Below are 18,956 nucleotides of genomic sequence, written 5' to 3' on the forward strand. Positions count from 1 at the left end.
CCATGGGTCGGCGCGGGCACACTGCCCGGCAACGCCCCGACATCCGGTCGAGTTACGCCTTATGCGGCATTTGGGGGATGGGTGCGGGTGAGGCGGCCCCGCTGGAGGACCGCCTCACTCGTCGAACATATGCGCCTGTGCCGGGCATGATCGTCCGCCCGGCCGCTACTTGACCGCGCCCGCCATCACGCCGGACACGAACTGCCGCTGGAACGCGAAGAACACGGCCAGCGGGATCACCATCGAGATGAACGCGCCGGGCGCCAGGATCTGCACGTTGTCGCCGAAGGAGCGCACCTGCTGCTGGAGCGCGACCGTGATCGGCGGGCTCTGGGAGTCGGCGAAGATCAGCGCGATCAGCATGTCGTTCCAGACCCAGAGGAACTGGAAGATGCCGAGCGAGGCGATCGCCGGAGCGCCTAGCGGCATCACGACCCGGAAGAAGAGCCGCAGTTCACCGGCTCCGTCCAGGCGTGCCGCCTCCAGGAGTTCGCGCGGGATCTCCGCGAAGAAGTTCCGCAGCAGGAAGATCGCGAACGGCAGCCCGAAGGCCACGTGGAAGACGACCACGCCGATCGTCGTCTCGAAGATGCCGATCGCGCCGAAGATCTTCGACACCGGGAGCAGCGCCACCTGCACGGGCACCACGAGCAGCCCGACGACCCCGAGGAACCACCAGTCGCGGCCCGGGAACTCCATCCACGCGAAGGCGTATCCGGCGAGGGACCCGATGATCACGACGAGCAGCGTCGCCGGGACGGTGATCATGATGCTGGACAGGATCGAGTCGGTGATCGTCTCGTCCTTGAGCAGGTTCGAGTAGTTGTCCAGCGTCATCTGCGACGGCGTGGTGAAGACCTTCCACCAGCCGCTCTCCGCCATGTCGGCCGACGTGCGCAGCGAGCCGAGCAGCAGACCGACCGTCGGCACCAGCCAGAAGAGCCCGACGATCACGAGGAAGACGCGGACCAGGCTGCCGCTCAGGACGGAGGCGATCCGCCCGCCGAGCGACTGCTTCGCCTTCACCACTTCGACTTGGGTGGTCATCGCCGAGCCTCCCGCCGAAGTCGCCGCACGTTGAAGAGCATCACCGGGATCACGAGGAGGAAGAGCAGTACGGCGATCGCGCTCGCCACGCCCGAATCCTTGTCGAGGAACGCGGAGTTGTAGAGCTGGAGCGCCAGGACGTTCGCGTCGTCCTTCGAGGAGTTCGGCGCGATGATGAAGATCAGGTCGAAGATCTTCAGTACGTTGATCATGAGCGTGACCGCCACCACCGCGAGCACCGGCGCCAGGATCGGCACCGTGATCCTGCGGAACACCTGCCACTCGTTGGCGCCGTCCACGCGGGCGGCCTCCAGGAGCTCACGCGGCACGCTCGCGAGACCGGCCGCGATCAGGACCATCGCGAAGCCCACCCAGATCCACAGGTACGAGCCGATGACCGCCGGTGTGATCAGGGAGGGGCCGAGCCAGTCCACGCCGTTGTACGGCTCGCGGAAGTTCGACTCGGGGAAGCGGAGCTGGGCCCCGTCGGCCTCCTTGGGAAGCGCGAAGGTGCCGTCGTCCGCCGCCTTGGCCGATGCCACCACCTTGCCGTCCTTGACGGCCTCGATCTTGATCCCGGGATAGCCGAACTCGGCCTTGTCCGGCGCGTTCACCTCGCCCCGGCCCTTGCCGCGCGTGAAGTCCTGCCAGGCCGTGCCGGTGACCTTGTCGGGGTCCGGCTCCGCGGCCGCGGCGGACTTCGCGCCGTCCGGCATGTCGTCCGGCGCGACACCGGTCAGCGGCAGGACCACCGGAGTGCCCACGCTGACCGGCTTGCGGGTGATGAAGGCGCCTTTGCCCGCCGACTTCAGCGGTGACTGCGTACTGGGATGCGCCTGCGGGAAGGCGGACGACTCGACGAAGGTGTCGTGCACCCCCACCATGACGGCGTTGGCCACACCCCGGTCGGGGTCCGACTCGTACACGAGACGGAAGATGATGCCGGCCGCGAGCATCGAGATCGCCATCGGCATGAAGATGACCAGCTTGAACGCCGTGCCCCAGCGGATTCGTTCGGTGAGCACGGCGAAGATCAGGCCGAGACCGGTCGCGACCGTCGGGGCGACCACCACCCAGATCGCGTTGTTCTTGATCGCGGTCAGGATGGTGTCGTCCGTGAAGAGCGTCTTGTAGTTGCCGAACGCCGTGAAGTCGCCCGACTTGTCGAAGAAGCTGCGGAAGACGGAGTACCCGATGGGGTAGAGGACGAGCGCGCCGAGCAGCACCAGGGCGGGTGCCAGGAAGAGCACCGCCACGGATTTGCGCGTCCCGGTCACGCTCTTGCGCGGTTTGGGCGCCGGGGGCAGCGCCACGTTCGGCGTGCCCCCGGCGTTCGCGGACGCCATCGCGTCAGTCCTTGTAGGCCGCGGCGGCGGCCGTCTCCAGAGCCTTCTGCGTGCCCGCCACGTCCTTCGGGTTCTTCAGGAAGTCCTGCAGCGCCTTCCACTCGCCCTTGCCCGGCGTGCCGCCGAAGGCCTGCGGGGCCTGGTCGGACATGTCGTAGCGGATGTCGTCGCCCGCCGCGATCAGGGCCTTGGCGATGCCCCGCTGCACGTCGTTCGGGTACGCCGCCAGGTCGAGCTCCTTGTTCGGCGAGACGAAGCCGCCCGCCTCCGCCCAGATCCTGGCCGAGTCCGGCGACGCGAGGAAGGTCAGCAGCGCCTGGGCGCCCTTGCTGTCCTTCAGCGCCACGGCGGCGTCACCGCCGACCACCGCGGGAGACTCGTCGCCGACCGCCGGGAACGGGAACACCTTGGCGTCCGTGCCGATCTCGGCCTTCGTCTCCGAGATGGGCAGCGAGACCATGTCGCCCTCGAAGACCATGCCCGCCTTGGGCTGGTCGCCGCCGGTGAACGTCTGCTTCACGGAGGCGGGGAACTCGGTCTGCAGCGCCTTGTCCGCACCGCCCGCGACGAAGCCCTTCTTGCCGAAGATCTCGCCGAGCGTGGTCAGCGCCTCCTTCACGGAGGGGTCCGTCCACTTGATCTCGTGCTCGGCCAGGTCGTCGTACTTCTCCGGGCCCGCCTGCGAGAGGTAGATGTTCTCGAACCAGTCGGTGAGGGTCCAGCCGTCGGCGCCCGCGACCGAGATCGGCGGTACGCCGGAGTCGTACACGGTCTGGGCCGTCTTCACGAAGTCGTCCCAGGTCTTGGCCTCCTTGGCGCCCGCGTTGTCGAAGACCTGGGTGTTGTACCAGACCAGGGACTTGTTGGCGGCCTTGAAGTACACGCCGTACTGCTTGTCGTCGACGGCTCCGAGGTCCTGCCAGCCCTGCGCGTAGTTCTTGTCGAGCTGCTTCTGCGCCTCGGGCCCGACCGGCTTGGCCCACTTGTTCTCCACGGCCTGCTCGATCGCGCCGACCTGCGGAAGCATGGCGACGTCCGGCGGCGAGCCGCCCGCGACCTTCGACTCCAGGAAGCTGATGATGGGGTCCTGGGCGGGTACGAAGGTGACCTTGGCCCCGGTCCGCTTCTCGAACTCGTCGAGAACCTTGAGGAAGACCTTCCGCTCCGAGCCGCCCCATACGGCGGCGACCGAGACGGTCTGCCCGTCCAGCTTCGGCAGCTTGACCGCCGCGGCGCTCTCCTTGCCGCCGCCCTTGTCCCCGCCGTCCTTGTCGTCGCCGTCGTCGCCACCGCACGCGGTGACGGTGAGCGCGAGCGCGCCCGCGACGAAGGCCGCGGCGAATTTGGCTGTGGTACGCCGGTGTTGCGGTGCCCTGCGTGTTCGAAGACTGCTGCGCATCACTGCCCCGTTTCTCTGCCCTGACGAGTCCCGTGCGGTCTGTCTACGCCCGCCCGGGGAGAGGCGGCAAGAGCGCCAACCATGACAACTGGGTGATCGTGATGGCGTTGTGACGTGCCGTCATGAGCTGCGGGTCCGCTCGCGCACCGCGGGCACGCCGTCTCCGTCGTGGGCAGGCGGGTCGAGTCGTCCCCGTTGTGGGCAGGCGGGTCGAGTCGTCCCCGTTGTGGGCAGGCGTTCCGCAGGGCGGCACGGCGCGGGTTCACAACAGGGACGGCACCTGATCCGCGGACACGGACCGCGCGGCCCGCTCCAGGGCACTGGCGAGGAGGGCCAAGTCCGTGGGTCCGTTGCCGAGTTCACGGACGGGCCGGCGGGTCGGAGGGTCGCCCATCCGCTCCCACTCCAGAGGAACAACCGTCGGACGCAACGTGGACGTACGAGGAATCCGCCCCGTGACCCGCCCTGCCTGGAAGGGGCACACCCGCCCCTCGGCGGTCCGAAGCTCCCCCCGCCCGGGAGCAGGCTCATCCGGCCCGGGAGAAACCGCGTCCAGGACGACCCGCAGCGCCGCCCGCCGCCCCAACTCCGTCTCAGGAGTCCGCTCATGACGCGCGGTGGTGGCGACCAGATGCACCCCGAGCCGCTCCCCGTCCCGGGCCACCGCTTCCAGCGCCCGCACGACGGACCCCGCCGCGGGCCGCCCCGGCGATCCCAGCGCGGGCGAGAGCAGCGCGTCGAAGTCATCGACGATCACGACGAGCCGAGGCAGCGGCGGTCCCGGTTCAACTCCCTTGCGGGCGGCGGCGACGGGCCGCAGCCGCATCGTGGAACTCGGCGGCGGATCGAGATCGCCGCTGCCCCCACCGGCCGGAGGCGCGGACGCAGCCGCGGCCGAAGGCACCTGCGTGTGCCACTCGGCGAACCCGAGCCGCCCCAGCAGCTCGGCCCGCCGCTTCAGCTCCGCGGTCAACGACTGGGCGAACTCCCGCATCCGTACGGGGTCGTTGGCGGCGAGATGCGTGGTGACGTGCGGCAGGTCCGTACAGACCGCGAGGCCCTCGACCAGCCGTATGTTCCCGCCGTTCGTCCCGCTGCCGGCGCTGCCGGTGCTGTCCCGCCCGTCGATGAGGACCATGCCGAGCCGGTCCGGCCGCTCCGCGGCGGCCAGCGAGGCGGCGATGGACCGCAGCAGTTCCGTACGACCGCTCCCCGAAGGGCCCTCGGCCAGCAGATGCGGGCCCTCGGCGGCGAGGTCCACGACCACGGGACCGCGCGGCCCCGCCCCGAGCACCGTCCAGGCCCGCCCACCCGACGCCTCGGGATCATCTGCGGCGGCGGCCCACCGCGCCATCAGGGACGCGGGAGTGGCCCGAGCGAGCCCCAGTTCGTCGAGGAGCCGCGCCATCTGAGGCAACGGAGCGGACACGCGCGCGTGCCCTTCGCCGGGCGCCCCGTCCGTGCGGAAGGGCGCCAGCGCGCGGGCGAACCGCTCGGCCCAGGCCTGCGACACCGCGTCCACGGCGGCGACCGTTCCGTACCCCGCGGGCTGTCCGTCCACGGTCCGCAGCAGCCGCAGCGCGGTGGCCACGTCGCCGCTGAGCAGCGCGACGGCACCGCAGGCGCGGAAGGCGGGCGACACCGAGCAGGCGGCTTCGTACGTGGCCGACACCGGGGAGGCGGGTGACGCGGCAGGGGTCTCCGCGAGGCAGACGACATGAATCCCGGCGGTGGCACCCTCCCGCGCCAGGCGCACCACGGAGTCGCGCAGCCCGGCGGACCCGGGATCGCCGTCCACCACGACGACGGTGCGTGGCCCGGCGTCCGGAGAGCCGACGGCGGGCCCGTCGGCGGAGCTGTCGGTGGCGGTCGCGGCGGCGGCCGCCCTGTCCGCCACATGGTCGTCGAGGCGCCGCAGCAGCTCTCCCGTGCGCGCGGCCGCCTGGTCGCGGTCGTAGGCGAGGAGGAGGCGGCAGTCCTGGCCGTGCGTGGGCCGCAGGTGCGGGAGCCAGCCGAGCCAGGACCACTCGGCGGCGCGCTCCGGCGTCGGCCGTGCGCGGTCCGTGCTGAGCAGCACGATCTCCAGGGCGTCGGGGGAGTGCAGCGCCGCGAGCTGGGCGACGACGGAACGGGCCAGGCCCGTGAGCCGCTCGCGCGGTCCCGCGAGGCCGAGCGCGCCCGCCTCGCGCAGGCTGACCGTCACGGGGACGGCGGGCAGCAGGCCCCGCTCGTCCGGGTTCGCGCGGTCGACCGTGCCGAGCCGGACCGCGAGCGCCTCGGGGTGGCCGGGTCCGCGCTCCCAGAGCCGGGGGCCCGGACCGAGCGCCGTGAGCAGCAGGGACGCCGGGTCGGGCCAGGACTCCGGGGTGCGCGCGGCGGCGGCCATCGCGAGGTCCTCGGGGGTGGGGCCCGCCGGTTCCGGGGCGGCGGCGCCGCTCCCGGTGTCGTACGCGTCGTCTTCGGGCTCGCCCGGTCCGTACGCGTCGTCACGGGCGCCCGTCAGCCGCCGGGCCCAGGCCGAGAGGCCGCTTCGCTTGCGCAGGCCGCGCGGCACGGTCGTCCCGCGCGCGGGGGTGCCGGTGCGGTGGCTCTCGGCCTCCGGGGCGCCGCCCTGCTGGGGCACGAGCGGTCCGTCGGTGAGAGACGCCCGGCCGTACGCCCCGTGTGTTCCGTACGTGCCGCCCTGGGCGCCCTCGCCCGCCGCGCCCCAGCCCGCCGAGCCGTACGCGTGGTGGGTGCCCTCGGAGGGTGCGCGGCCCGCTTCGGGGGGAGTGCTCCGGGGGTCGTTCCGGGGAGCTTCGGCGCTCGCGGCGACCCGCACGCGCACGTGCCCCTCGCCGTCCGCAGCCGTCGGCAGCGCGCCGCCCGTGCCGTCCCCGGCGGTGAAGCGCAGCGCGGACTCGCCGAGCCGCAGCAGGGAGCCGGGGGAGAGGCGCACCGGGCGGTCGGTGATCTCGCGGCCGTCCACCGTCGTGCCGTTCGTGGACCCCAGGTCCGTGACGGTCACCTGGCCGTCCGGGGCGAGCGTCACCGCGCAGTGCAGCCGCGAGACGTCCGGGTCGTCCAGCGGGACGTCCGCGTCCGCCGAGCGGCCCACGCGGATCTGGCCGCCGTGCAGGAGGTGCACACCGCCCGCGTCGGGGCCCGCGACCACGTGCAACTGGGCGGCGGCTCCCGCCAGTTCGGGTCCTGGCTCGGCGGGGGAGCCGAGCGAGAGCACCGCTCCGTCGATCAGCGGGGGCTCCCCGAGGGTGCAGCGCTGGGCGTCGAGCCGCTCCGACTCCGCGTACAGGACGACCGGTCCGTCGCCGCCCGCGACCGCGGCGGCGAGACCGGAGGCGACGGTGGCCAGAGCGGTCCCGGGAGGCGCGGTGACCAGCACGTCACAGGCGCCGCGCGGCACGACATGGCGGCCTTGGGGCTCGGCGGTCTGGCCGCTGCGCGGCCCGAGGACGGTCAGCCGGATCTGCATCGCCGTCAGCGGTCCCTTCTGCCCTTGCCGCAGGGCACGGGGACTCGCGCTGTGATTCCCCCCACCGCACACGGCCATGTCGGCCAGTAACAGGTAGGCATCTTCGCACCTGCCACTGACAACACGCCCGGCGGCCACCAGTAAGTGATCTTGATTGGTCGGCTCTGCTCGGAAAAGTGCCTGCTTGGACCGTTGCGATCGCCGGTCGGCGCAGGATGGCGAAGGTCAATTCGCCGCCCATCGGCAACCAACGGCCCCAGTGGTGCGTCTTTCCACCGAACAGCTGTCCGGCCACCGGCGGCCGGGTCGGAAAGTGACCGGCCGATGCCCCGTTCGGCGGCATTAGAGTGGGTCGGAACACCCTCCGGCGGGTAGCCGGGTCCGGACAGACCAGCCATCAGCAGGGAGCACGACGTGCGGCCGGTAGGCAGCAAGTACCTGCTCGAGGAGCCGCTCGGGCGCGGCGCCACGGGCACCGTCTGGCGAGCCCGCCAGCGCGAGACCGCGGGTGCCGAGGCGGCCGTTGCCGGCCAGCCCGGCGAGACCGTCGCGATCAAGGTCCTCAAGGAGGAGCTCGCCAACGACGCGGACATCGTGATGCGCTTCCTGCGCGAGCGCTCCGTCCTGCTCAGGCTCACGCACCCGAACATCGTGCGGACCCGTGACCTCGTCGTCGAGGGAGAGCTCCTCGCCCTCGTGATGGACCTGGTCGAGGGCCCCGACCTGCACCGCTACCTCCGCGAGAACGGCCCGTTCACGCCGGTCGCGGCGGCCCTCCTGACCGCCCAGATCGCCGACGCCCTGGCCGCGAGTCACGCGGACGGAGTCGTGCACCGCGACCTGAAGCCCGCGAACGTGCTGCTCAAGCAGGACGCCGACGGTGCGATGCACCCGATGCTCACCGACTTCGGCATCGCGCGCCTGGCCGACTCCCCGGGCCTGACCCGCACCCACGAATTCGTCGGCACGCCCGCGTACGTGGCGCCCGAGTCCGCCGAGGGACGCCCGCAGACCAGCGCGGTCGACATCTACGGCGCGGGCATCCTCCTGTACGAGCTCGTCACGGGGCGTCCGCCGTTCGGCGGCGGCTCGGCCCTGGAGGTCCTGCACCAGCACCTGAGCGCCGAACCGCGCCGCCCCTCCACGGTTCCGGACCCGCTGTGGACGGTCATAGAGCGCTGCCTCAGCAAGAACCCCGACCACCGTCCCAGCGCGGAGAACCTCGCGCGCGGCCTGCGGGCCGTCGCGGACGGCGTCGGCGTGCACGCGTCCAGCGCGCAGATCGCCGCGGCGGAGGGCGTGGGCGCCCTCCTCATGCCCGACCCGGACCCCGCCATGGTGCCGGGCACGGCGGGCGCGGCCGACCCCACCCAGGTGCTGCCGAACAACGCGGGGTCCTTCGATCCGAACGCGGCGACGAGCGTCATGCAGAGCACCGGCGGCGCCGGTGACGCGGACCCCACGTCCGTGCTCCCCAGCGGCAGCCGCGGCGCGGCCGACCCGACGGCCGTCATGCCGCCGGTGCCGCCGAACCGGCCCGGCACCGACCCGAACGACCCGCACCCCTGGCAGAACCAGATGCGGGCGGCCCGCGACCGCAACGAACAGACGCAGGTCCAGTCGTACCTGGACCCCAACGAAGACCCGCTGCGCCGTCGCCGCCCCCAGCGCCAGGTGCAGCAGCCGCAGCCGCAGCAGCGCCCCCAGCAGTACGCGCCGCAGCAGCAGCGCCAGCCCCAGCGTCCGCAGCAGCAGTACGCCCCCCAGCCCCAGCAGCAGTACGCGCCGCCGCAGCAGACGCCGCCCCAGCAGCCGCCCGCGGGACGCCCGCCGCGTGAGCCCAGGGAACCCAGGCAGCGCGGCTCGAACCCGAACCGGATGAAGATCCCGGGTCTCGGCTGCCTCAAGGGTTGTCTCTTCACGCTGATCATCCTCTTCGTGGCGAGCTGGCTCGTCTGGGAGCTGAGCCCGCTCCAGGAGTGGATCGGCACGACGAAGGGCTACTGGGAACAGCTGACGGACTGGTACGACACGGTCGCCGGCTGGATGGGGAAAGTGAGCGGCAACTAGCCGCCCGCGCCCGGTGACGGGCGAATCCCTTCCCGACTCTGGGGATTTGTCGACACCTGCGGGGTGATTTCTGCTCCTGGAGTGAAGGTTGGCGTCGAGGCCGCGTAGCTTTGTCGCCAACACGCATCCGTAGGAGCAGTCTTGGCACGCAAGATCGGCAGCCGGTACACCGCCCACCAGATCCTTGGTCGGGGCAGCGCCGGCACGGTGTGGCTCGGCGAGGGACCCGAGGGTCCCGTCGCCATCAAGCTGCTGCGCGAGGACCTGGCGTCGGACCAGGAGCTCGTCGGCCGCTTCGTCCAGGAGCGCACGGCTCTGCTCAGCCTCGACCACGCGCGCGTGGTGGGCGTCCACGACCTGGTGGTCGACGGGAACGACCTCGCCCTGGTGATGGACCTGGTCCGCGGCACGGACCTGCGCACCCGCCTGGACCGCGAGCGGCGGCTCGCCCCGGAGGCCGCGGTGGCGATCGTCGCGGACGTCGCGGACGGCCTCGCGGCGGCGCACGCGGCGCAGATCGTGCACCGTGACGTGAAGCCGGAGAACGTCCTCCTGGACATGCAGGGCCCCCTGGGCCCCGGCGGCTCGCACCCGGCCCTCCTCACGGACTTCGGCGTCGCCAAGCTGATCGACTCCCCGCGCCGCACCCGCGCGACGAAGATCATCGGTACGCCGGACTATCTCGCCCCCGAGATCATCGAGGGCCTGCCCCCGCGCGCGGCGGTCGACATCTACGCGCTCGCGACGGTCCTGTACGAGCTCCTCGCGGGCTTCACCCCCTTCGGCGGCGGCCACCCGGGAGCGGTCCTGCGCCGCCACGTGACGGAGACGGTGGTCCCGCTCCCCGGCATCCCGGACGAGCTCTGGCAGCTGATGGTCCAGTGCCTGGCCAAGGCCCCGGCGTCCCGCCTGCGCGCATCGGAGCTCGCGGCACGGCTGCGGGAGCTGCAGCCGCTGGTGGCGGGGATGCCGCCGCTGGACGTGGACGAGCCGGACACGGAGCCGCAGGCGGAGGAGACGGAGGAGGAGCCCGCGCCGGAGCCCACCCCGGGCGCCCCGCGCCGCGGAGCGGTGCCCCTGGTCCCCGGCGCCGCCCCCGACTCGAACCGCGACACCCACACCTCCATGCGCGTCCCGGGCCCGGACGAGCTCGCCGGAGGCGCCCGGGGCACGGCCCGCGCCCCCCGCGCCTCCGGAGCGGCCCGCCCCGGCTCGGCCCGCCACCGCGCGTCGGCCCGCCGCCGCAGGATCACGCTGGGCGTGGCGGGAGCGGTCCTGGTGGCGGCGGCGGGCATCGGCACCTGGGCGGCCACGAACGGCGACGACGCGGACGCGACGCCCCAGGACACCAAGAACTCGTCCCCGACGCCCCCGTAACCTCGCGTCCCGCCGTCCCCGCCGTCCCCGCCGTCCCCGCCGTCCTCGCCGTCCCCGCCGTCCCCGCCGTCCTCGCCGTCCCGCCGTCCCGCCGTCCCCGTCCTCCCCGCACTCCCTGCCCACCCTGCCCACCCTGCCCACCGCGGGGTGCTCGGGTGGGTGGGCGGGAGACATCCGCCGCGAAGCGGCGGCACGGAAATCCCCCGGCCGACCGGCAGGGGCGAGACGCGCCAAGGCCGCCCCGCCCCGCGACGGGGCGGCAACCCCGTCCCCCGTAGCCGCGAGGAAAGACCGCTTGCGCTCAGCCGTTAGGCTGGACCCGTGGCAGTCGTCGATGTATCCGAAGAGCTCAAGTCCCTCTCCTCGACCATGGAGTCGATCGAGGCCGTCCTGGACCTCGACAAGCTGAGGGCAGACATCGCCGTGCTCGAGGAGCAGGCGGCGGCGCCGTCCCTGTGGGACGACCCCGAAGCGGCACAGAAGATCACCAGCAAGCTGAGTCACCTCCAGGCGGAGGTACGGAAGGCCGAGGCCCTGCGCGGGCGTATCGACGACCTCAGCGTGCTCTTCGAGATGGCCGAGGAGGAGGACGACCCGGACACCCGCGCCGAGGCCGAGACCGAGCTCACGGCCGTCAAGAAGGCGCTGGACGAGATGGAGGTCCGCACCCTCCTCTCCGGTGAGTACGACGCCCGTGAGGCGCTCGTCACCGTCCGGGCGGAGGCCGGCGGCGTGGACGCCTCGGACTTCGCCGAGAAGCTGCAGCGCATGTACCTGCGCTGGGCCGAGCGCCACGGCTACAAGACGGAGCTCTACGAGACCTCGTACGCGGAAGAGGCCGGCATCAAGTCGACCACCTTCGCCGTCCAGGTCCCGTACGCCTACGGAACGCTCTCGGTCGAGCAGGGCACGCACCGTCTCGTGCGCATCTCGCCCTTCGACAACCAGGGCCGTCGCCAGACCTCCTTCGCCGGAGTCGAGATCCTCCCGGTGGTCGAGCAGACCGACCACATCGAGATCGACGAGTCCGAGCTCCGCATCGACGTCTACCGCTCGTCGGGCCCCGGCGGCCAGGGCGTGAACACGACCGACTCCGCGGTCCGCCTGACGCACCTGCCCACCGGCATCGTCGTCTCCTGTCAGAACGAGCGCTCGCAGATCCAGAACAAGGCGAGCGCGATGAACGTCCTCCAGGCGAAGCTCCTCGAGCGCCGCCGCCAGGAGGAGCAGGCGAAGATGAACGCCCTCAAGGGGGACGGCGGCAACTCCTGGGGCAACCAGATGCGTTCGTACGTCCTGCACCCTTATCAAATGGTGAAGGACCTGCGAACGGAGTTCGAGGTGGGCAACCCCGAGTCCGTGTTCAACGGCGAGATCGACGGTTTCCTCGAAGCGGGAATTCGCTGGCGCAAGCAGCAGGAGAAGTAAGCGCCGCTTTATCGACAAGGCAACTGCCGCCCACGAGGCGGCAGTTGCCTTTTACGTCACAGTCACATCTCCGTACGCCGGTCAACTGCTGCTATTTCAGACATCGCGCGCGCAACGACCTTGACGTTGCTGTGGAAACCGGAAAGGCTCGCGAGCGGCATGCGTATCTCTGGGGCGCGTGTGATCTGTGGGGGCGGATAGAGCGCTCCTGACGAACGCAGTCCCGGGCGCTGCCTCACTGACGAATCAGCTACTGGGGGTAGCAGCCAGATGACCAAGAAGACGCGGATCCGCGTGGCACGAATAGCTGCCGGTGCGGTGATCGCCGCCGGTGCTTCGCTGACCGCTGCCGGTGCCGCCTCGGCCCTGGACGTCGGCGTCGAGCTCGGCGGCGCGAGCGCCAGCGCCAGCGCCGACGAGAACGGCATCGGAGTCGACGTCGGCCTCGGTGAGGACGAAGAAGACCCGACCGACGAGCCCACCGATCCCACGGACCCGACGGACATTCCCACGGACCCGACGGACCCCACGGACCCGACGGACCCGACGGACCCCACGGACGAGCCGACCGAGCCCACCGAGGAGCCCACGGAGCCGACCGAGGACCCGACGGACCCGGGCACGCCCACCGAGGACCCGACGGACCCGGGTACGCCCACCGAGGACCCCAGCGACCCCGGTAACGGCAACGGCACCGGCGGCGGCAACGGCACCGGCGGCAACGACAACGACCCCGACGGCGGCTCCAACCCCGTCGAGCAGGGCAAGGGCAAGGACAGCCTGACCGACACGGGCTCCGCCCCGGTCGAGCAGGGTGACAAGGCCGACAAGGGCGAGCTCGCCGAGACGGGCGCCGCCGAGACCACGTTCCTGCTGATCGGCGCCGCGACGATGATCGCCGGCGGCATCGGCTTCCGCGTTCTGCCGCGCTTCGTCGGCACCCGCGGCGCCGCTGCCTGACCAAGGCACACATCGCGGTACTGAGACGTACGCGACGCACGACATGACGGACACGGCATGACAGAAGGGCCCGGAGCAGCCAGCTCCGGGCCCTTCTGGGTGTCCTGGTTGCGTGCCTCGGGCGCGCTAAGCGGTCTGGTGCGCCAGCAGGGCCATCGCCGCGATCAGCACGACGAGCACCCCTATGAGCGCCGCGGGGCTGAGGCCGCCGAACGGCCCCTCCTGCTGCTGCAGGCGCTCGCGGCTGGCCCGGCACACGGGGCAGCGGCCTTCACTCACGGGCCCCGCGCAGTTCGCGCACACCAACCTGTCATGGGTCATGCGCTTCTCCTCCCGCACAGTTACAGCCTGCCCAACGCTAGGGGGAACGCAACCGTTCCCCCTACCACTGTGCCAGCTTCCACGAATTTCGGCGCGGCCCGCCCGTCCTCGTCGGTTTCAGACTGTTACGTTCCGTGGTATATCCGCGACAATTCGCGCAACTCAGGACGCTGACTGCGCTCTCGTACCCGCTTCGCGTATGGTCACGCTCACCTACCCCCGGCTACCCGTGGTGCATCCGTGATCCGATTCGACAACGTCTCCAAGGCCTACCCCAAGCAGACCCGGCCCGCCCTCCGGGATGTCTCTCTGGAGATCGAGAAGGGCGAGTTCGTCTTCCTGGTGGGCTCCTCCGGCTCCGGAAAGTCCACCTTCCTGCGGCTCGTCCTCCGTGAGGAGCGCACCAGCCACGGCCAGGTGCACGTCCTGGGCAAGGACCTCGCCCGCCTCTCCAACTTCAAGGTGCCGCACATGCGGCGCCAGTTGGGCACCGTCTTCCAGGACTTCCGTCTCCTTCCGAACAAGACCGTCGGCGAGAACGTCGCCTTCGCGCAGGAAGTCATCGGCAAGTCCCGCGGCGAGATCCGCAAGTCCGTGCCCCAGGTCCTCGACCTCGTCGGTCTCGGCGGCAAGGAGGACCGGATGCCCGGCGAGCTCTCCGGTGGTGAGCAGCAGCGGGTGGCGATCGCGCGAGCCTTCGTCAACCGCCCGAAGCTCCTGATCGCCGACGAGCCGACCGGCAACCTCGACCCGCAGACTTCGGTCGGCATCATGAAGCTGCTCGACCGGATCAACCGGACCGGCACGACCGTCGTCATGGCGACCCACGACCAGCAGATCGTGGACCAGATGCGCAAGCGGGTCATCGAGCTGGAGAAGGGCCGTCTCGTCCGCGACCAGTCGCGCGGCGTCTACGGCTACCAGCACTGACGACCCGTACTGATCCACTGCACTGATCCACTGAAAGGGAGCCATGCGCGCCCAGTTCGTCCTGTCGGAGATCGGCGTCGGTCTCCGCCGTAATCTCACGATGACCTTCGCGGTCATCGTCTCCGTGGCCCTCTCGCTCGCCCTGTTCGGCGGCTCGCTGCTCATGCGTGACCAGGTGAGCACGATGAAGGGCTTCTGGTACGACAAGGTCAACGTATCGATCTTCCTCTGCAACAAGGCCGACGCGGAGCAGGACCCGAAGTGCGCCAAGGGCGCGGTCACGAACGAGCAGAAGGAACAGGTCAAGACCGACCTGGAGAAGATGCCCGTCGTGGAGAAGGTCGAGTACGAATCGGCCGACCAGGCGTACAAGCACTACAAGGAGCAGTTCGGCGACTCCCCGCTGTCCAGCTCGCTCACGCCGGACCAGATGCAGGAGTCGTACCGCGTCAAGCTGGAGGACCCGGAGAAGTACCAGGTGGTCGCGACCGCCTTCTCCGGGCGTGACGGCGTGCAGTCCGTGCAGGACCAGAAGGGCATCCTGGAGAACCTCTTCGGGCTGCTCAACGGCATGAACTGGGCGGCGCTCGCGGTGATGGCGCTGATGCTCGTCGTCGCGCTGATGCTGATCGTCAACACGGTGCGCGTCTCGGCGTTCAGCCGGAGACGTGAAACCGGGATCATGCGACTCGTCGGCGCATCGAGCTTCTACATCCAGATGCCGTTCATCATGGAGGCCGCCGTCGCCGGTCTCATCGGTGGCGCTGTCGCCTGCGGGATGCTCCTCGTGGGCCGGTACTTCCTCATCGATCACGGTCTCGCGCTCTCCGAGAAGCTGAATCTGATCAACTTCATCGGATGGGACGCGGTCCTGACCAAGCTGCCTCTGGTGCTCGCCATCAGTCTGCTGATGCCCGCGCTCGCCGCCTTCTTCGCGTTGCGCAAGTACCTCAAGGTGTGACAAGACCCGCCTGTTCAAAGGGGCGCTGTACGGTTCAACCGACCGTACGGCGCCCTTCGTTGTCCTAGACTCACCGGCATGTCAGGCCCCGACCGGTTTTGCGACCGGCTCTCCCGGCCCCGCCGCATCCGCCGCGGGGCGACCCTGACATTGGTGTTCGCGAGCGTGCTCGCCACCGGTGCGGCCACCGGGTCCTGGACCGAGGCGAACGGCGAAGGCCGGAAGTCACCTGCTCCGTCCACCCGTTCCGTCGTCGCGTCCGGTGACGCCGCCGACGAAGCCGCCGATGCCGCGGCCGAGGCGATGGCCGACGGCAAGTCCGGCAAGAAGGCCGCCGAGGACGCCGTGAGCCGCAGCGGCGACCGCTGGGGATCGGTGTACTCCCCCGGGGAGTACCAGGAGTTCGAGCAGGCCCTCGACGGCGCGTACACCGGCGTCGGCCTCTGGGCCAGGCGCGCGGCCGACGGACGCATCGAGGTCTCCCGGGTCCAGCGCGACGGCCCCGCCGAGCGGGCCGGCATCCGCGAGGGCGACCGGCTGCGGAGCATCGACGGCAAGCGTGTCGCGGGTCTCCCCGTCACCGAGGTCGTGTCCCTGCTGCGCGGTGCCCGCGCCGGCACCCCGGTCGCGCTCGGTCTGGAGCGGGGCACGCGCGCGTGGAGCGAGACGCTGCACCGGGCCCGCCTCTCCACGGACTCCGTCACGGTCACGCGGCTGGCGGGCGGCGCCGTCCTGATCAAGGTCGAGTCCTTCACCAAGGGCGCGGGCGAGCGCGTGCGCTCCGCGGTGCGCGACGCCCCCAAGGGCGCCGGAATCCTGCTCGACCTGCGCGGCAACTCCGGGGGCCTGGTGTCGGAGGCGGTCACGGCGGCCTCGGGGCTCGTCGACGGCGGCCTGGTGGCGACGTACGACGTACGCGGCCGGCAGAAGGCCCTGCACGCCGAGCGGGGCGGTGACACCACCAGACCCGTGGTCGCGCTGGTCGACGGCGGCACGATGAGCGCGGCCGAGCTGCTCACGGGCGCCCTGCAGGACCGCGGCCGCGCGGTCGTGGTGGGCTCCAGGACCTTTGGCAAGGGCTCGGTCCAGATGCCGAGCCGGCTGCCCGACGGCTCGGTCGCCGAGCTGACGGTGGGGCACTACCGCACTCCTTCGGGGCAGGCGGTCGACGGCAGGGGCATCACGCCGGACCTGGAGGTCGAGGACGGCGCCGAGACGAGGGCCGAGACAGTATTGACTGGCCTCGGACCCCCCTCGTAGTGCGAAAATGGCCTGACTATGGCGAAAGAAAAGGTAAAGCGCAAGGCCGCGAAGGCCGCCGAGAAGGCCCCGGCCCGGAAGATGGTCGCGCAGAACAAGAAGGCGCGGCACGACTACCACATCATCGACACGTACGAGTGCGGCCTCGTCCTGATGGGCACCGAGGTCAAGTCGCTGCGGATGGGCAGGGCCTCCCTGGTGGACGGCTTCGTGCACATCGACGGCGGCGAGGCGTGGCTGCACAACATCCACGTCCCGGAGTACGTGCAGGGCACCTGGACCAACCACTCCGCCACGCGCAAGCGCAAGCTCCTGATGCACCGGGCCGAGATCGACAAGCTGGAGTCCAAGTCGCAGGAGACGGGTCACACGATCGTGCCCCTGGCCCTGTACTTCAAGGACAGCCGGGTCAAGGTCGAGATCGCGCTCGCCAAGGGCAAGAAGGAGTACGACAAGCGCCAGACACTCAAGGAGAAGCAGGACCTGCGTGAGACGAACCGCGCGGTCGCCGAGGTCAAGAAGCGCCAGCGCAGCGCCTAGCCCACGGGGCCCGGACGGGCCGCGCGGGAATTGGCTGGCCCCGTCGGGCGTTGGTCACGTACGATGGGCACTGCCCCGCACAGCCGGGGCGCGGTTTGATAAAAAAACATGGGGATGATCGGTTTCGACAGCGGATGTCGAAGCAGGGGAAGCGAGCCGAGGAAGCGACAATGATCTCGTAAACCACCTGTCGCAACCAATAATCGCCAATTCCAAGAGCGATTCCCAGTCCTTCGCCCTCGCTGCTTAATTAGCAGTGAGTGAAGGACCCTTAATGGGTGTCAGCCCGGGGGTGTTCCCGACCCGGATCCTGGCATAATTTAGGGAACTAAACCGTCGAACCCGGTCACGGGGTTCGGCGGGAAATCAAACAGTGACTGGGCCCGTCGGAGACTTGTTCGCGAGATCACCGGGGCCGAGAAAATCGTAGCGAACTGCGCTCGGAGAAGCCCTCCTTTTGCACCGTTGGACGCGGGTTCGATTCCCGCCATCTCCACAATTCCCATGTGAGGTTGAAGCCCTCTGGCCACTGGTCAGGGGGCTTCTTCCGTGTGCGGGGCACGGAGCGGTCGGGCACATCCTCTGGGCATGTGACTCGTTACTGCATGCGAGTGCAGGTTCCCAAACGGCCGGGCGCGACAGCAGCCCGGCCGAGTACGCAAGTGCAGGAGGCAGTCGCTTGGATGCCACCGTCACTCTTTTAGGTTCCCTTCTCGCCAGCCTCGGAGTTCTGGGCGCGGCAGTGGTGGCCTATCTCGGCAAGCGCGGCGAGAACGCGCTCCTCGGCTACTCCAGCCTCACGGAGAAGCTCCAGACGGAGCGCGACCGGCTGGAGCGCCAGGTGGCCGAACGCGACACGAAACTCGCCGAGTTGAACGCACTGCACGCCCATGACCAGAGCGAGATCGCCAGGTTGCTCATCGACAACCAACGGCTCGGAGGCACTTCGTGATCAAGCTCGAGCGACTCCTGGCCCGTCGGTGGCGCACCGTCTTCCTCGTCTGTGTCCTGGTCGCCCTCAGCGGCGTCGCGGCGCTCCTGTGGGCCCGTATCGACGCCGGTGACCGCCGCGCCGACCGGCTCGCCGCCGAGACGGACCGGCGCGGCGAGGCCGTGTCCACCCTGGCCCGCGACGTACGGACCCTGCGGGCACAGGTCCGCGCCCACGGCGACACCCCTGCCGCGCCCGACCCCTCCGACGCCGTCGACGACCTCCCGTCCCGGGCGCGGGTGCCCGGGACGCCCGGCGCGCCGGGCTCACGGGGCGAGGACGGCAAACAGGGCGAGAAGGGAGCCCCGGGGAGCGGCGGCTGGACGGGGGACCGGGGCGAGGCGGGAGCGCCCGGGGAACCGGGAGCGGGCGGTGAGCCGGGCCGGGCCGGGGCGGACGGCTCCGACGGCACGAACGGCGAGCGAGGACCGGAAGGACCGGCGGGGGCGGCGGGGCCGCCGGGCGCTGACGGCGCCCACGGCTCCGACGGTGCGGGCGGCGCCACGGGTCCCGAAGGCCCCGCCGGTCCCACGGGCCCCGCGGGTCCGCCCGGCGAGCGTGGCCCCAAGGGGGAGGCGGGCGACGCCGGTCCCTCCTGCCCCGGCGGCTACAGCCTCCAGCAGCCTCCGGGCGACCCCGACGCCCTGGTCTGCCGCCGCGTCGGCGTGACCCCCGCGGACCCCGCCCCGGCCGTCCTGCTCCTGGCGGCGCTCCTGCCCCGGCGCCGCCGTGATCCCGCGACGGCGTGACCCCCGCCGGACCCCGCACGGCCCGCCCCGTAGTGCGCCGCGCCACGGGGCGCGATCCGCTCAGTGGCGTACGTGGCCGGAGTGGGGTCTGTCGCGGGGCGCCGG

General features: G+C 71.1%; 15 protein-coding genes and 1 other RNA gene. 11 read left to right on the forward strand and 5 right to left on the reverse strand.

From position 1 onward, the window contains the following. Positions 1-165: 165 nt before the first annotated feature. The 4 genes from ACIGXX_RS42470 to ACIGXX_RS42485 all read right to left on the reverse strand — a co-directional run bounded on the left by ACIGXX_RS42470 (position 166) and on the right by ACIGXX_RS42485 (position 7,264). Entirely contained in the window at positions 166-1,047 is an 882-nt protein-coding gene (locus ACIGXX_RS42470; RefSeq protein WP_351170960.1) for a carbohydrate ABC transporter permease, read from the reverse strand. Then, positions 1,044-2,393 carry a carbohydrate ABC transporter permease gene (locus ACIGXX_RS42475; protein WP_383822293.1) on the reverse strand — a complete coding sequence of 450 codons (1,350 nt, stop codon included), beginning with the start codon at positions 2,391-2,393 and terminating at the stop codon, positions 1,044-1,046. Before ACIGXX_RS42475 ends, ACIGXX_RS42470 begins: the two co-directional genes overlap by 4 nt. A gap of 4 nt (positions 2,394-2,397) precedes the next feature. Next, positions 2,398-3,792, reverse strand: coding sequence for an ABC transporter substrate-binding protein (locus tag ACIGXX_RS42480; protein ID WP_351170963.1), 1,395 nt, complete (start codon positions 3,790-3,792; stop codon positions 2,398-2,400). Positions 3,793-4,054: 262 nt separating this feature from the next. Beyond that, positions 4,055-7,264, reverse strand: a complete 3,210-nt coding sequence (locus tag ACIGXX_RS42485; protein ID WP_399984388.1) for an FHA domain-containing protein — start codon at positions 7,262-7,264, stop codon at positions 4,055-4,057. 414 nt (positions 7,265-7,678) lie between these two features. Between ACIGXX_RS42485 and ACIGXX_RS42490 the strand changes: the two genes are divergently transcribed. The 4 genes from ACIGXX_RS42490 to ACIGXX_RS42505 all read left to right on the forward strand — a co-directional run bounded on the left by ACIGXX_RS42490 (position 7,679) and on the right by ACIGXX_RS42505 (position 13,099). After that, complete coding sequence (locus tag ACIGXX_RS42490) at positions 7,679-9,334, forward strand: serine/threonine-protein kinase (RefSeq protein ID WP_351170968.1); 1,656 nt, start codon at positions 7,679-7,681, stop codon at positions 9,332-9,334. 141 nt (positions 9,335-9,475) lie between these two features. Next, positions 9,476-10,711: a serine/threonine-protein kinase gene (locus ACIGXX_RS42495; protein WP_351170971.1), complete on the forward strand. Its 1,236-nt coding sequence runs from the start codon at positions 9,476-9,478 to the stop codon at positions 10,709-10,711. A gap of 321 nt (positions 10,712-11,032) precedes the next feature. Beyond that, the gene (gene prfB / locus ACIGXX_RS42500; protein WP_351170974.1) at positions 11,033-12,139 is read left to right on the forward strand and encodes a peptide chain release factor 2; all 1,107 of its coding nucleotides are present in this window, start codon (positions 11,033-11,035) and stop codon (positions 12,137-12,139) included. A gap of 270 nt (positions 12,140-12,409) precedes the next feature. Next, positions 12,410-13,099, forward strand: a complete 690-nt coding sequence (locus ACIGXX_RS42505) for a hypothetical protein (RefSeq protein ID WP_351170977.1) — start codon at positions 12,410-12,412, stop codon at positions 13,097-13,099. 126 nt (positions 13,100-13,225) lie between these two features. Here ACIGXX_RS42505 and ACIGXX_RS42510 read toward each other — a convergent pair whose 3' ends face one another. Further along, positions 13,226-13,420, reverse strand: a complete 195-nt coding sequence (locus ACIGXX_RS42510; RefSeq protein ID WP_351170980.1) for a hypothetical protein — start codon at positions 13,418-13,420, stop codon at positions 13,226-13,228. Positions 13,421-13,660: 240 nt separating this feature from the next. On the opposite strand from ACIGXX_RS42510, the gene ftsE reads away from it, so the two are divergent. The 7 genes from ftsE (at position 13,661) to ACIGXX_RS42545 (ending at position 18,851) form a co-directional block, all read left to right on the forward strand. Further along, positions 13,661-14,350, forward strand: a complete 690-nt coding sequence (ftsE, locus tag ACIGXX_RS42515) for a cell division ATP-binding protein FtsE (RefSeq protein ID WP_030788113.1) — start codon at positions 13,661-13,663, stop codon at positions 14,348-14,350. Between the two features lie 43 nt (positions 14,351-14,393). Beyond that, positions 14,394-15,311, forward strand: a complete 918-nt coding sequence (gene ftsX / locus ACIGXX_RS42520; RefSeq protein WP_351170983.1) for a permease-like cell division protein FtsX — start codon at positions 14,394-14,396, stop codon at positions 15,309-15,311. 78 nt (positions 15,312-15,389) lie between these two features. Further along, positions 15,390-16,571: a S41 family peptidase gene (locus ACIGXX_RS42525; protein WP_399984397.1), complete on the forward strand. Its 1,182-nt coding sequence runs from the start codon at positions 15,390-15,392 to the stop codon at positions 16,569-16,571. Between the two features lie 18 nt (positions 16,572-16,589). Then, positions 16,590-17,111, forward strand: a complete 522-nt coding sequence (gene smpB / locus ACIGXX_RS42530) for an SsrA-binding protein SmpB (protein ID WP_351170989.1) — start codon at positions 16,590-16,592, stop codon at positions 17,109-17,111. A gap of 110 nt (positions 17,112-17,221) precedes the next feature. After that, positions 17,222-17,610, forward strand: a transfer-messenger RNA (tmRNA) gene (gene ssrA, locus ACIGXX_RS42535). 180 nt (positions 17,611-17,790) lie between these two features. Next, a complete protein-coding gene (locus ACIGXX_RS42540) occupies positions 17,791-18,063 on the forward strand; it encodes a hypothetical protein (protein ID WP_351170992.1) in 273 nt (90 codons plus the stop codon). After that, complete coding sequence (locus ACIGXX_RS42545; RefSeq protein ID WP_399984401.1) at positions 18,060-18,851, forward strand: collagen-like protein; 792 nt, start codon at positions 18,060-18,062, stop codon at positions 18,849-18,851. The genes ACIGXX_RS42540 and ACIGXX_RS42545 overlap by 4 nt, the downstream gene beginning before the upstream one ends. Positions 18,852-18,956: the final 105 nt, after the last annotated feature.

The sequence above is a fragment of the Streptomyces sp. NPDC055243 genome, from assembly GCF_044544025.1.
In the GTDB taxonomy this organism is placed as follows: domain Bacteria; phylum Actinomycetota; class Actinomycetes; order Streptomycetales; family Streptomycetaceae; genus Streptomyces.